Source organism: Paraburkholderia sp. BR10936 (genome assembly GCF_040965735.1).
Lineage (GTDB): Bacteria > Pseudomonadota > Gammaproteobacteria > Burkholderiales > Burkholderiaceae > Paraburkholderia > Paraburkholderia nodosa_A.
The window spans coordinates 64,548-79,085 of the sequence record NZ_JBFRCM010000025.1 but is presented as its reverse complement, the minus strand read 5'-3'; the positions used below and the strand labels follow the sequence as shown (position 1 = coordinate 79,085).

Annotated in this window: 8 protein-coding genes and 5 pseudogenes; 2 read left to right on the top strand and 11 right to left on the bottom strand. The window is 56.7% G+C overall.

The features are described 5' to 3' along the window. Positions 1-1,281 precede the first annotated feature (1,281 nt). Both AB4Y36_RS35610 and AB4Y36_RS35605 read left to right on the top strand, forming a co-directional pair. Positions 1,282-2,277, top strand: coding sequence for a DPP IV N-terminal domain-containing protein (locus AB4Y36_RS35610; protein WP_368685453.1), 996 nt, complete (start codon positions 1,282-1,284; stop codon positions 2,275-2,277). A gap of 121 nt (positions 2,278-2,398) precedes the next feature. Beyond that, a pseudogene (locus tag AB4Y36_RS35605) lies at positions 2,399-2,919 on the top strand (transposase); the annotation flags it as partial. 236 nt (positions 2,920-3,155) lie between these two features. On the opposite strand, the gene gspD reads toward AB4Y36_RS35605, so the two are convergent. From gspD to nifA, 11 genes and pseudogenes are all read right to left on the bottom strand, one after another. Continuing rightward, positions 3,156-5,366 carry a type II secretion system secretin GspD gene (gspD, locus tag AB4Y36_RS35600; RefSeq protein WP_368619614.1) on the bottom strand — a complete coding sequence of 737 codons (2,211 nt, stop codon included), beginning with the start codon at positions 5,364-5,366 and terminating at the stop codon, positions 3,156-3,158. A 908-nt stretch (positions 5,367-6,274) separates the two neighbouring features. After that, a pseudogene (locus AB4Y36_RS35595) lies at positions 6,275-7,068 on the bottom strand (IS5 family transposase). 288 nt (positions 7,069-7,356) lie between these two features. Continuing rightward, positions 7,357-7,494 (bottom strand): annotated as a pseudogene (locus AB4Y36_RS35590) (IS110 family transposase); the annotation flags it as partial. After that, a pseudogene (locus AB4Y36_RS35585) lies at positions 7,495-7,620 on the bottom strand (IS110 family transposase); the annotation flags it as partial. Positions 7,621-8,006: 386 nt separating this feature from the next. Continuing rightward, positions 8,007-8,573 (bottom strand): nitrogen fixation protein NifQ, encoded by a 567-nt coding sequence (locus AB4Y36_RS35580; RefSeq protein WP_069268350.1) that lies wholly within the window; start codon positions 8,571-8,573, stop codon positions 8,007-8,009. Positions 8,574-8,589: 16 nt separating this feature from the next. Further along, positions 8,590-8,898 (bottom strand): ferredoxin III, nif-specific, encoded by a 309-nt coding sequence (gene fdxB, locus AB4Y36_RS35575; protein WP_083245591.1) that lies wholly within the window; start codon positions 8,896-8,898, stop codon positions 8,590-8,592. Positions 8,899-8,913: 15 nt separating this feature from the next. Continuing rightward, positions 8,914-9,114: a CCE_0567 family metalloprotein gene (locus AB4Y36_RS35570; RefSeq protein ID WP_069268349.1), complete on the bottom strand. Its 201-nt coding sequence runs from the start codon at positions 9,112-9,114 to the stop codon at positions 8,914-8,916. 84 nt (positions 9,115-9,198) lie between these two features. Beyond that, positions 9,199-9,603, bottom strand: a pseudogene (gene nifX, locus AB4Y36_RS35565) (nitrogen fixation protein NifX); the annotation flags it as partial. A gap of 55 nt (positions 9,604-9,658) precedes the next feature. After that, positions 9,659-11,014 carry a nitrogenase iron-molybdenum cofactor biosynthesis protein NifN gene (gene nifN / locus AB4Y36_RS35560; protein ID WP_069268339.1) on the bottom strand — a complete coding sequence of 452 codons (1,356 nt, stop codon included), beginning with the start codon at positions 11,012-11,014 and terminating at the stop codon, positions 9,659-9,661. A 22-nt stretch (positions 11,015-11,036) separates the two neighbouring features. Continuing rightward, the gene (gene nifE / locus AB4Y36_RS35555; RefSeq protein WP_069268338.1) at positions 11,037-12,530 is read right to left on the bottom strand and encodes a nitrogenase iron-molybdenum cofactor biosynthesis protein NifE; all 1,494 of its coding nucleotides are present in this window, start codon (positions 12,528-12,530) and stop codon (positions 11,037-11,039) included. 225 nt (positions 12,531-12,755) lie between these two features. Beyond that, positions 12,756-14,402 (bottom strand): nif-specific transcriptional activator NifA, encoded by a 1,647-nt coding sequence (gene nifA, locus AB4Y36_RS35550; RefSeq protein ID WP_368619615.1) that lies wholly within the window; start codon positions 14,400-14,402, stop codon positions 12,756-12,758. Between the last annotated feature and the right edge of the window lie 136 nt (positions 14,403-14,538).

Below are 14,538 nucleotides of genomic sequence, written 5' to 3'. Positions count from 1 at the left end.
GACAATCATCCAGCGACAATCATCAGGAAGGAGCGACAACCATGACCGAATAACCACCGACAATCACCCCGGTCGACCGGCCAAAATGATTGTCGGTAAACCGGCCATCCTGCTTGACGCTATCTAGACGTCATTCGTCCAAGCTTTACTCTGTTGCTCGATCTATCAAGCTGACTTCGCTAGAAGTCAGAGGCCCCGTAGCTTGGATAGCAGGGTGGGGGGAAACCAAGCCTCTGAAGCCTATCGACAGGCATTTCCTAGGGGAATGCGCGAGTCATCGGGCCGTAACAAAAGTGAACGTAGATGTGGCCTCGAAAATGAAAAGCTCCGAGGGCCGAGCCCGCAACCGTGAGGGTGAAGGCAGCATGGGTAGCGGAATTCTGACCGATACGGCTATTCCACTTCGGCGGGGTGGAAGCGACGGCACGAAGACAAGGACATGCTGAGCAACTGGAGAAGCCCTCCTCGCCCCGGCGCGAAATCGCCGGAGCAAGGTAGGTTCTATAACCGGCGAACCCGGGAAGTGGACCGAAGGCGAGAGGGTGGCGGATGGGCCCGTAGTAGCCGTGAAACCGGGTAACGCTGGTGGAGCGAAGGGGCCCTGCTGTTTGTAACTTCCTCGACAACATGGGAGGCAAGGACGAGATGACAAAGGCCAGTGTCGAACAAATGCGACTCCGTTCCACGTGCCGCCAGTTTGCTTTGTATTTCACTGATTATCGAAGGTCTTCACCTCACTACAGTCAGTTAATCTCACCGGTCGCTGGAACCTCGCTTGCGCTCAGCGGACACTGATCATACCCACTCGCATTCACTGATGGCATAAAAATTGCTTCAAGGTAAGCCGACGACGTAACCGATACACCTATACATAGTCAAGGCCAAACATCCATGCAAAAAATTGTCACCATCTTTCTGCTTCTAATTTCCTACTGCACGTTGCTATCGGCTGCTGACAACCAGGGGAACGGAACCATACCCCCCCTTTCCTCTTACCCCCTCAGACTTTCAGCGGGCTCTCACAGTTCGTTATCAATACTCGGATAAAATTGTCAATTTCGTCGATACCCCCCTTTCTGGATTTCGCCCGAGACCCTTGCCTACCGACGGACGACACATGGTGAGCGCCAGTTCATTAAACTCAATATCAAAACTGGGAAGAAGCAACCAGCTTTCGATCATGGCCGCCTTGCCGAAGCATTAAATAGGGCGGCCTCCTCGAATTTCCGAGGCAATTCGCTGCCCTTTGACCGCTTCGAAATCGGACAAGACGGCAACCAGTTGCTGTTCTCCATTGGTTCCGTTCAGTGGAGTTGTGATCTTTCAAGCTACATCTGCACTAGGATCTCTCAGGGCGAAATCTTGCCATTTCATAACGACTTCACGCCAACGGCTGCAAGCGATAGTCGAATCACAATCGATTCACCGGACGGCAAGTGGAAAGCATATATCAAAAACTCCAACGTCTTTCTAATGAGTAAGGACGGATCCGTAAATGTACCGTTAAGTTGGGACGGGACAGAAGCGAACAATTACGTCTTCTCATCCCTAAAGTGGTCCCCTGACTCCAATCACCTCGCAGGTTACCGTGTCGCCCTCGGCCAACCGCGTCAAATCGTGCTTGTCAATTCCTCAGCAACAAACCATCAAGCCAAGTATGAGCCAATAGAGTATGCCAAAGCGGGAGATATTCTTCCGCGACCGCAACCGGTACTATTCGACATAGTCAACAAGCGCATGATCAATATCGACAATGCTTTGTTCCCGAATCCTTTTGACCTTTCCAAAATTAATTGGCGGAAGGATGGGGAAGGCTTTACATTTGAGTACAACCAACGCGGCCATCAGCTCTACCGAGTAATCGAGGTGGAGGCCGCCACCGGCCGTACGCGCTCTTTGATCGATGAGGTCAGCTCCACGTTCGTCGATTATACAGATTTAAGAAATAACCAAATAGATTCCGGAAAATACTTTCGCTACAATGTTAATGATGGAGAGGAAATTATCTGGGCATCCGAACGCGATGGATTTGAACATCTGTACCTCTTTAATGGCCGTACCGGTGTTTTAAAAAACCAAATCACCAAAGGTGACTGGATTGTCCGCGCGGTGGACCACATCGATCCAGTCAGAAGGGAAATTTGGTTTGAAGCAAGCGGAATGAATGTCGGCGAGGACCCTTATTTCGTTCATGCCTACCGAATTGGCTTCGACGGAAAGGGGGCTGACATCACTTACGCCAGAACCGGCCAATCATCACATCGAGTTTTCTCCTGACGGTAGCTTCTACGTCGACCTCTGGTCGCGTATCGACCTTCCCCCACGCATGGCGCTTTGAGCTTGCCCCTGAAAAACGTATCCCTTGCTGAGGTTTAAACTGCAGCAAGGAGAAACGAAGATGAGCCAATTGAAGCGTGCGCGGTACACCCTGGAATTCAAGCTGGAGGCGGTGCGGCTGGTGAAGGCCGGCCAGAGCCTGGCAGCGGTGTCGGCGATTCTGGGGGTGTCGAGCCAGACGATCTCGAACTGGGTGCAGGCGGACCGAAAAGGAACGCTGGTCGGCCCGGGTACGAAGCCGGTAACCGAGGAGCAGATGGAACTGGCTCGACTGCGTGCGGAGAATGCGCGACTGAAGATGGAGCGCGACATTCTAAAAAAGGCGGCAGCGTACTTTGCGAAAGAATCGACGTGAAGTACGCCTTTATCGAACGGGAGCACAAGCGCTGGCCGGCGTCGCTGCTGTGCGAGTTGCTGGAGGTCAGCCCGAGCGGGTATCACCAGCGGCGTCAGCGGGCTGCAGCGGGCCGGGAGAGGCACAGCCCGGTACAAATCAGCGACGATGCCTTGCTGGCCAACATCCGCGCGATCCATGCGCAGGTCAAGGGTGAGTACGGCTGGCCGCGCATGACGAAAGAACTGGCTCGGCGACTTGCTTCTATCGACCCTCGTGGCCTTAGAGACCTATCTTACGGCCCTCTCTACGCACGCAAAGTCCAGCAGTCCAAGCGACAAAACCAAGCGCTCATTTCACTGGCACGGCGACGCTACGACGTCCTGTTCGCCATGCGACGGGACCTTTTCCGAACACAAGTCAGCCCTTAACGCTTGATGAACCGCATAGGGGGGCATCCCAACATGAAAACCAAGACATCGATCTACTGGCGACGCATCTTGTCGAGATCGAATAGATTCAGGGCTGACCCGCCCTGACTTGGGCCTACCGGCTTCTGCGGCACGACCGGGTCGTCGTCGTCCTTCATCAGGTTGTTGTCCTGACGATACGCGCCCTGCACACCTTGAATATAGTCGTAGCGGTTCGACGTGACAGCCTGCGCCTTATCCCGATCGTCGATGATGACCGGACGCAGGAATATCATCAGATTCGTCTTTTCGCGGCTCTTCTGCTCCGAACGGAACAGCTGGCCGATCCACGGCACGTCGCCTAGCAGCGGCACCTTGCTGTTGCCGTTCGCGTACCCATCTTTTATCAGGCCGCCGAGCACGATGATCTCGCCATCATCGGCCAGCACCGTCGACTGCACCGAGCGCTTGTTGATTGTCACGCCGCCCTGATTGTTCGTCGATGCCGAATCGACGGACGAAGCTTCGGCATAGATTTGCAGCTTTATGATGCCACCGTCGGTGATCTGCGGCTTCACGTGCAACACGATCCCGACATCCTGTCGATCGAACGTGTTGAATGCGGTCACGGACGTTGCGGCATTCGCGGTCGGCGTGGCGTATGAACCCGTCACTACAGGCACGTTCGAGCCAACGACGATCTTCGCCTCTTCGTTATTGAGCGCGATGAGGTTAGGTGTCGATAGGACGTTCGCGTCGCTCGACTGCGACAGCGCCTGCAACAGCCCCCCGAGACCGAACACGTCGCCGAAGCGGTGCAGCAGGCCTACGTTCAGGCCGTTGTTCAGCAGGTCCGCGCCCTTCGTCGCGAGCGCTGCGGCGGGGGCGTTCGCGATGATCGCCCCCTGCGCAGTCAGGTTCACGATGCCCTGGCTGCCGTTGGAATTGAAGTTGGAGCTGCCGTAGAGACCGTTGTTTCCACCATTCGAAAGCAGCGCACCCTGCCACTGGATGCCGAGGTTCGCGTTTGTCGTCGCCGACAGTTCGACGATTAACGCCTCGATATATATTTGCGCGCGGCGGACGTCAAGCTGATCGATCACGCTGCGCAGATTGCCGTAGACGGCGTCCGACGCGGTAATGATCAACGAATTCGTCTCCGGATCGGCCTGGATCATCCCGCCGGGCTGGTTCTCTTCACTGTCACCGCCTTCCTTTTCGCCAAGAAACGCCGCGTTGTTACCTTGACCGCCGTTGTTGCCGCCGCCTGCAAGTCCATTGCTTCCCATCGACGAGAATGACGAACCGCCCAAGGATCCGCCTGGCAGTGGGGGCTGGCCCGGCGTGCCCGCCGACGAGTCCATGTTTCCTTGGTTGAACGAGTTCGCGGCACCACCGCCCCCTGTGGACATCAAATCATTGCCGCCCTTGCCGAGCATGCCGCGCAGCGTCTTCGCAAGACGCCCGGCATCCGCGCCCCGCAGTTGCACAACGTGGATGTTACCGGGCCGCCCGGTTGCCGCATCAAGCTGCTTCGCCAGCGACTTCGCCCCCGCGAGGCGCACTGCGTTCGACGCTCGCAGCATTAGCGAATTCGTGCGCGGATCGGCCTGCACCAAGACTTTCAGCGTCGCATCCGTATTGCCGATCGACCCAAGGTCGAGCATCTTGGTCATCTGCGTCGCAACGTCGGTCGCATTCGCGTTCTTCAGTTCCACTACCTGCACTTGCTGGCCGGCCGCAGAATCGACGCCCGCGATGATCTGCGCAATGCGGCGGACGTTATCAGCGTAGTCCGTGACGACGATCGTATTATTCGATGGATAGGCCGCAACCATATTGCTCGGCGAGATGAGCGGACGCAGCACTGGCAGGAGGTTGTTCGCCGATTCGTTCCTGAGGCGAAAGATCTGGGTGACGACCTGATCGCCGTGTGCCGAAGGCGCATTTCCAATGTACGTCGGCACACCCTCCACTTTCGCGTCCGCTTCGGGCACGACCTTGAGCACACCGTGATCCTGCACCAGCGAGAAACCCTGCATTCGCAGCGCAGACTGCAGAGTTTTCAATGCTTGATCCTCGGAAACAGGGTGCTCAGAGACGAGATTCAGCCGCCCTTCGACGCGCGGGTCAACAATGATCGTCTTCCCTGTCGCCGCGCCGACCGCCTTGGCGACCTGATCGATGCCGGCATCGACGAAATTGAGCATCACATCTGCCTGCGCGGTATGGGCGGTAATCAATCCAGCCAGCAGTAATGCGGTTGCGATGCGACGTAAAGCCATACGGTTTGTTCTTGTTAGGTTAACAGTCTATGTGGATTTGCCGGCAGTTGAATCAACACGCACAGCGCATTTACGTTGTGGACAGCTGCCGCTTTGTTCGCAAGTCGTCGTCAAACTTCAGCAGGACCGCATGAGGGGAAACACGATCGCTACGCATGCAACGGTGGGTAGCAATCAGTTGCACGGCAGGCCATGGCCGCCACATTGCAGAAGAACGAACGGCGTGGCGATGAACAGCGACGTCAAGAGGCCTTGGCAGACCATGGAACAGCGCGCCCATCCGCCTCATCATCACGATGCAGTTGAGGCAGCCGAGCTGCTGAGCCGATTCCGACCACCAGCTCGGTGAACGAGGTGGTCAAATATCCTGACCGTCGCTACACGGAGCCGCCCTACGACGCAGATGGCGACTGCTATTGCGAGACCGCCCTAGCACACTTTGACCGGTTCGAAGTAGACAGGGCCATCCTTGCGAGGACACACGGACAGTGGCAATCCAGCGCGGCCGCCGCATCACGCTCTCGAGCTCCAAGCTCGCGAACAAAAAAGGCATCGGAGGCGCGCTGAACTAGCTTGTCACGGGCCGCGACAACTCCGCGCAGCTGGATTCGACAGATCGCCGTGTGCGACCAGCGCAAACCCTGTGGCAATGCAATTCGCTTGGACGGCGTCCAACTCCGCGCTCGCACCTAGCCCCGTGGCAACGATGTACGAATCGTAACAGCGCGGGTTCGTTCCGTATAAGTCGCTATTTTTTTTGGATGCATCAAGCACATTTATGAGTCGCGATTTGTGCCAAAAGCGAGCTTACGTTGGCAAGGGCGGTTAGGTTAGGGAACTTAAGGAAAAGCCGAAATAGGTGATCACGGCCACCGGTATTCCATCCGCCGTTGGCGCAATAAGCGGTGTTAACAGAATGACTTTTGCTGGTGTCGCCAACATATGATGCAGCAGCGGAAAGCCTTGTGGATGGAAGCGAGCTGTTCGAAGCGGATGCGCGGTCGGCGGAAGTTGTGAAGCCGCGAGATGGTCCGCTCAACAACCCAGCGTGTTTTGCCTAGCCCACTACTATGTAGGCAGACCACGTCGAGCGATTTCGGTTGCAATGCCGGCAGCATGCAGTGGACGTCGATATTTGTCGTGGTCGTAGCCTCTGTCGCCCTGAACGAACCGAGGCTTTGATATGGTCTGCCATGCTTGGCCGGAAATGCCTCGACCAGCGCTTGAAGTTGAGTGACGTCATTGCGGTTCGCGACGGTCAGAATCACCGCGAGCGGGATACCCTGCGCTTCGGTGATGGGATGGTGCTTTGAACCGGGTCGCGCGCGGTCTGTGGGATTTGGTCCTGTTTTTGACCTGAGCCCACAGCGCGGATTGAACAGGAATCGACGATGACGCGAGGCCAGTCGATTTGCTCGGCTGCGCGCAATCGCCCAAGCAGCACCTCGTGCAAATGCTCCCACACGCCAGCGGCTTGCCAGTCACGTAGGCGCCGCCAGCAACGCATGCCGCTGCCGCACCCCATCTCTCGAGGTAGCAGGTCCCAACGCAGGCCTGTCTGTAAGACGAAGAGAATGCCGGTGAGCACCGCACGATTGTCGAGCGGCTTGCGCCCCGGATAACGGGTTCGCCGTGGTTTGAGAGGGGGCAGCAGCGGTTCGATGAGTGCCCACAGTTCGTCGTCGAGTATTGGCTTGGCCATGTCCTTTATATGGACGCCGCCCTTTTGCGAAGGGCTTTGAGTGTTCTGACGTAACAGGAACGGCTGCAGCTTTATATCTGGCCTTTGCAGCTAGTGTTTCACTGCGGGCCCCTATGGATTCCGCTGACTCGCGCCTCATTTTCGTCGCGGGCTTTTAGCCCGAAAGGACATTCAGGTTTGGCGAGTCCCGGTCCGACATGTTTTGCCATCACTCTCAAGTGCCAGCGCAACCTTTTGACGTCCCATCCTCCGACTACAGAGCTGATTTCATGTGCGTTCGAAAATCGCTCAAACTGGCCTGGCGCTCACATATCCACTCCGATAGGAACAACCATGTGCGAGGATGGCCCAAATGGTACGGGCCATCTTGTCCGCCAGTGCAACGATCACGACGTTCAGTGGCCGGCGCTTCTTCATCTGCTCGATTGCGCGGTTTGCGAAGTACGCGAGAAACTCCGCCCGTTTGATCGGCTTGTTGACGATTTCGCCGGTCTCTTCGTCCACGTGGTGTACCTGAAAGATTTTTTTTGCGATATCGACACCAACTGGCATAGGCTTCACCCGTCAGCATTGGTGAAGCTCAATACTCAGTCCATTCGCTCCGCCGCGTGAACTCCTCCCCCCCGCCGGGCCACCATTGGAGGGTAAAACTCTCTAAAGGGTTTTCCGCATTCTGCCACGTGCATTCCTTATCCGAAGCAGCAGCCAACACCGCCGCCCCGACCAGCGCAGCGACCATCAGAGCACCACACAGCACCCTCTTTAGCTTCTTCATAACTGCCCCCGTCGGTCAACGTTAATATCCCTAATGGTCTTCGTTTCATATCACTCTCCGTACTGCCCACCAAATCACATACATTACGCGATTCTTCCTGCAACCGACAGGGAAACGAATCAAATATACCTACGTCAATCGGAGTCGCCACTGATCCGCACATTCATTCCGGCCCAAAGCAACTGGAATATTCCGCACATTCCCCGCAGCTTGAGGCCCGGCAGACGTTCAACGCCTCGGTCCCGCAAAGTTCCTTGTAGAGAAACTTCTTCCACCTCATGCCGTGAACGTTCTTTTCAGCAAGCGCCGGAAACCAGTACTCGAGAAGCGCCGACAATTCGCCGCGCGAAGAAAGGCGCAACTCCTGCCACAGATGTTTTTTGCCTGCGCAAGCGTAGACCAGCGCGTGAGAAATGCAATTGATCTCGGTCGTTGTGCCTGCCCCCGGATTGGCGTGTGTCTTTAACAACATTACAAGATCGATGTCGTCATAAGACGGTCCTAGCTGTGAATCTGCAGCCGACGCGCCAAAGTAAAGACCCAGAGAACTCTCGGCATCAGGGAACCAGCGAGCAAGCATCCAGTGTGTCTCCGCTGCATCCAGTCCGGGGATAGGCAATCTTTCCGTACCGCCTTCGTCGAGCGCCGCCGCGAGCACACCGGCGACCGCAAGCACCGTCAAGTCGTCCGGGCTTTCCGCATGGCGCATTAACACCGCGTAGTAATCCATAGGAATTCTCGCTTGCTCACACTTGGGCCGCAGCATGTGTGTAGCACCCTTTCGGGCATATCTTCGCACATGCCGTGCAGCCAACGCAGAGACCTCGATGCGCAATTGTCATGACCTTCTTTTCATGCTCGTCCTCCTCTTCATCGTCATCATCCAGTGGAACATGATCGCCAGCTTCATCGATGCCTAACAGTTGAAGTACGCCGCGAGAACAAACCCGGAAGCATCGCCCGCAACCGATGCACTTTTGTTCGTCGAGTGAATCAACAAAGTGAGGTATCCAAGCCTCTCCGCTTGGGAGTATCACACTAAAAGGATGGCTCATTTGAAGGTCCGGAGTTTAATCGGAAGCCGAAACTGCGGTCTGACGTGCCTGCATCAACGCCGCATGCGCGTCGTGACAGCGTTGCGCGACTACCATTATCTGCTCCCAACCCGTTGGTAGATCTTCTGACAGATCATGCAGATCCATCTTGGCCTGCGTGGCCAACGCGTTGAGTTTTTTCAGGCGCGTCTTAAGTTCCCGCGAGTCGTTGCACATCATGTCCTCCTTTTCGGACGACGCACTACAGGCGTCACTGGCAACAAGAACCGTCATACTAGGGAGATCGGTTTTAGCCAGGGGCAACTCGTCATCCCCCGCAAAATCGTACGATGTGCCACGTTCCCTGGTGAGCTTCTTGCGCAACCACGGAGGCGGCGTGCCTTTCAGAACCCTGCTCAGCTTGATTAGAATCTCTTCGATCGGCAATGGCTGCGGCACCTTCACTGGATGGACCTTAAGCGCTACTACGCGCGCAGCCGCCGTACCGCCTATGGCCGCGACATACAAGATCGCGCAGTCGCGGATCACTTCGAGCTTCGGCGCAAGTTTCTCATCATCACCGTCCTGCATCAGCTTGTCGCCGAAATCAAAAATCTGTAAAAGTGAATGTCCTTCCGTCGTCACGTCGTATACCGCAATGCCTTTCGCCCAGCCAAAATGAGCGTCGACGTGCACTTTGTCCTGTGTCGCAAAGGCGATCTTCATGCGCTGGTCTCCTCATCAAGTTCAAGTTACGGCATGTAACACCCATCTCTTAAACCTAACCCTGAACCGAAACATCAAGGCCGCCCGATGATTGCGGCAGTTTCCAGTCGCCGGGATGAGGTTGCGAGATCCTCTCGAACATAAGATTGGCAATCTCGAAAATAAGATTCATTGTGCCGCGATAACCTATCTGGCAACGATGGGCGTTGCCGACGCGGTCAAACACCGGAAAGCCCGCGCGCATCAGCGGCTTTCCGAGGCGACCGGCCATCTGCCTGCCGTGCGAATGCGTGATCAGCAGGTCGCAGTTACTCGCGCCTCGTTCCATGTCCTCCAAGTCCCCCAATATGACTTCGCTTGCCGGCAACAGCGCATGCGATGCCGAAGCAGTGGTACTGATGCAAACAGATAGTTCCGCACCCATTTCACGGAGCAGCGAACCGATCGAAAGCAGCATGTCCGGCTCCGCACCAATCGCCACTTTTAGACCACCCGTGTAAAAATGGCTGTCGAGCATCGCATCCAGTAGTTGGCTGCGCTGCCGGCGATACCGGGCCGGGACTGCACGCCCCGAAAGTTGTGCAAGACGTTGCAAGAACCGGTCGTTCGGCTCCAGCCCCGTTAGCCGCTCGAGGATCTCGAACGGCACGCCGGCAATTGCTTCGAGCGTCTCGGCGGCGTCGCGCGTTTGCTCACCAACGCCAATTGTGAATGACGACGCCCCCGCCGCACGGATCTGATCAATCGTCGTTCCGCCCAGCGTCGTCCCACGCCACGCAGAATCAAGGTGGCCGTCGAGGGAGCCGGAAACATCTGGAAGCACAATCGGCTCCAGCCCGAATGCGCAAATAATCTCCCGAAGCTCGTCGATGTCACCAGGCGATAGATGACTGCCCGGCACCAGATTGATCTGCTGAGGTATCGTCGGCAACGGCTTCACCAGTGTCTCGACGATCGCGGTCACCGCGCGCCTGTAGCCGTCCTCAAAGGCACCAATATAGTCCGGTGTCGATACGAGGATGAGTTCAGTATCGTCCAGTTCGCGCTTGCGTTTTCGCACCATCGCAAGGTGCCCCTCCACATCTTCGCCGTTCGTCTCAGTCAGGCCAGTCGTGCAGAGCACAATGATCTTAGGCGCCGCGCGCTTGCGAATGTTCAGCAGCGCTGTCTCTACGTTCTCGTATCCGCCGAGAATCGTGGTGACCTCGCTCATCGCCGTTGTTTGCAGCGGAATGGCTTCTTTGAAATGGCGCACCAGTAGTACGAGCGCGAACGACGTACAGCCCTGCGAGCCGTGCATTACCGGCATGCATGCATCAAGCCCCATGGCTGCATACGTCGCGCCGAGCGGTTGACTCATTCTTAGGGGATTAACGGTACAGGCTTTTTCTGACTCGACGACTATCGCCATGATATGTGCTCCACTCCGAAACTCAACTCGATACCGCCGCGCGGAGGTTCCAATCGTATGCCTCACCGTCTGCGCCCCGCGGAATCGGATTGATGTGCGTGGAAGACTTAAGAATCCCCTCGCGATGCACTACCTCTTCGTCGTCCCACGGCGCAGGAATACGCACCTGCTGCCAGACTGGGTTCTGGATTGCGCGGTCGATCTCCTGCACCAATTTAACAATGCCCTCGTAGCCAGCGTACGGATGGTGTCGCTCCTGATTCACGTCGAGCCAGGGCATGCGCGCCTTAAGCGCGACAAACTGCGAGCGCCCGCCAGACAGCATGATGTCCGCCTTCGCATCCCGGAGCATGTTGTACATCTCGCGCGCCGTCAAATTGTCGACCATGCGCGTGTCATTGCCCATGATCTCCTTGATTCTTTCCTTATCCCCATCCGTACTTTTCTTCACACTAGTGCCGACGATCTCGAGCCCGGCCTCCTGCAGCGCCGCGACCACTGACCATGACTTCACGCCGCCCGTGATGAGCAGCACACGTTTGCCATCGAGCCGCTGCCTGTACGGGGCAACGCGCCCCCATACGCGCGCCTCTTCTGCCTTGACAAGGTGCTCGGTGCGCACGATAAGATCGTCCGGCGCACCCTGCTCCACCAGTAGCCTCGCGACCCCGCGCAGCGTGTCGCTCGTGTCGCCAATTCCGTAGAATGAACCCTCGAGGTATGGAATACCGTAGCGCTTCTGCATTTTTGTCGCAACGTTGAGCATGGACTTGGAGCACACCACCAGGTTGACCTTCGCGCGGTGTGCGCTCGCGATCTCGCTGTAGCGGCCGTCTCCCGAGATGCAGGACAGGAGCCGGATGCCGAGCGCCTCGAACAACGGCTTTATCTGCCACAACTCGCCCGAGAGGTTATATTCACCGATAAGATTAATATCGAATGGTGTCTTGTACGCCGGCTCGCGCGTGCCGATGACGTAATCGAGGATCGTCTCCCCTGCGAGCTTGTTGCCGAAGTTTTTGGATCCTGCGAAGCCGGGCGCATTCACCGGTATGATGGGCTTACCGAACTTTGCCGACGCGTGCCTGCATACGGCGTCTATATCATCGCCGATCAATGCGGTCACGCACGTCTGATAGACGAACACGGCAGGCGGATCGTACTTTTCGAAAATTTCACGCAGACTCCTGAAAAGCCGCCTCTCACCGCCGTAAATTACATCGAGTTCATTGATATCGGTTGTGAACGCGGTGCGGTAGAGAGTCGGCCCAGACGATGCCGAATGGCGGTTGTCCCAAGAGTTTCCTTCACATGCAATAGGCCCGTGCACCAAGTGTGCAACGTCGACCACGGGCTGCAATGCGATCCGCGCGCCGTCGAATGCGCATCCGCCAGCGGCCGCCCCCGGCGAAACCTGCTTCGAACAGCCTTGCTTGCGCTCCTTTTCGCTCTTCGCGAGGTTCTTTGCGCAACCCGGTTCGTTGAAGATCTCGACAGCGCTCGTCTTTAGCCACATCGTAGAGTCCTGACAATAGAAGTCCACGACTACAGGCAAATTGCGTACCACCATCGTAGCCCAAGCTAACAGTCATAGTGACGCTATGCCGAAGCCGGATTTGTCGTCCTTGTTACCTGCGTTGAAGGAGTTGAACCAATCACTACAATGTTGCGACACGCGAGAGCCTGCCGGTAGCCTTCTCGCCCAGTCTCTCCAAATGCATCCGCGCAACCGCCGCTGCCTTCAGAAGCGGCGCAGCTTGATCCCGTGCTTACGCAGTGCGTAGCCGATCTGCCGCGGCGTGATATGTAGGAGTCGTGCGGCCTTCGCTTGCACCCATCCACAGCGCTCCATTGCCCACACAAGCTGTTCCCGCTCGCTGCCCGGCATGTCGCTACCGCTTGGCGTATCGAAGCTACGCCCATTCCAATCACCGGCACTTACGCTCGCCAGGGCATTCGGCACTTCACTGTTTGTAGCGTCCAACGTGCGGGCAGCACGCACAGCGTCTTCTCGTTCGATGTAATGTAGCTCTTTGGTGAGGCACCGGCCTCTCTCACACAGAAAGGAAAATCGATCTATCGTGTCGTGATCCGCCATGGTCGCGGTACGCTCAACGCAATTTTCCAGCTCGCGCACATTGCCAGGCCAGTAGCAGCTGGAAAGAACCCGAAACGCTTGTTCATTGAAATGCAAAGATCGACGATTGTCGCGGTTAAAGCGATCCAAAAAGTGCTGCGCCATTGCCGGAATGTCCTCACGGCGTTCGCGCAACGGCGGCAAAAGGATACTAACGACGTTGATGCGGTAGTAGAGATCCGCACGAAATTCCCCCGCCTTCACCATTTGTTCGAGGTTGCGGTTCGTGGCAACGATCAGCCTCACGTCGACTCTTACCGGGGTGGTGCCACCCACCCGCTCGAACTCTCGTTCCTGCAAAACTCGCAACAATTTGGCTTGGAACGAAGGCGAGATGTCGCCGATCTCGTCGAGGAAAAGTGTCCCACCGTGCGCCAGTTCAAAACGCCCTTTGCGTTGATATTGCGCACCGGTAAACGCTCCCTTCTCATGGCCGAATAATTCGCTTTCTAGCAGTGTTTCAGTGAGCGCCGCACAGTTCACCGATATGAACGGCCGGCCCTTGCGGGGCGATAACCCATAAATCGCGCGCGCGATCAGCTCCTTTCCAGTTCCGCTCTCGCCGCGCAAAAGCACCGTCGTCCGCGCTGGCGCTACTTGATGAACTTGCGAAAAGACGCGTTGCATGGCGGCAGATTCTCCGAGCACATTGTCGATACGAGACGAAGTCTGGTCTGCGTTGACCGCTCGTCTCATCTCCTGTCGCGCGGTTTGGTCCATCTGTCCCGACGCACGATCAAGCAGAAGTGCCTGGCCCATCGGCGCCGCGACGACCTTCATGAGTTGGAGGTCGCTCGCAAAGGCGCGCTGTCCGTCCGTGTTCTCGCAGAACGCAACAAGTACGCCGAGCGGCCGCCCTTCATACCTGATCGGCGCCCCGAGCAGTGCCACATGCTCACCTTCCAATCCGTCGAAGATATCGATGCTGTCCACGAAGAGTGGTTCATCACGCAGTCTCGCCACCACGACGGCTGAGTCGTTTGTGTGTATTCGCCCCAATACCCCGTCATTGGGCAAGAAACGCAGACGTTCACGCCAGCCCGCTGACAACCCCGTGCCACACAGGCCGCCCAGATGGCCGTCTGGCTCAGTGACCGCAATAAACGCGGAGCGCCATCCACACGCATATGAGAGGTAATGCAAAGATCTCTCCAACGTCCTTTCGGTATCTCGTGACGAGGTCAACGTCTTTACTACTTTGTAGACCACATCAAAATTGAGATGACTCTCATTGACATCGAGCTGCGACATAGATCTGAACTCCGGAAATTGCACGTTAGCGCCGCGGGACCCGGGTCCCAACACAATGAATGGCGGCGCTACATTTGCGCAAGCCACGGTGAATTCTTATCGCAACGGGCACGAAAGCCGACAAAACAGACAGAGA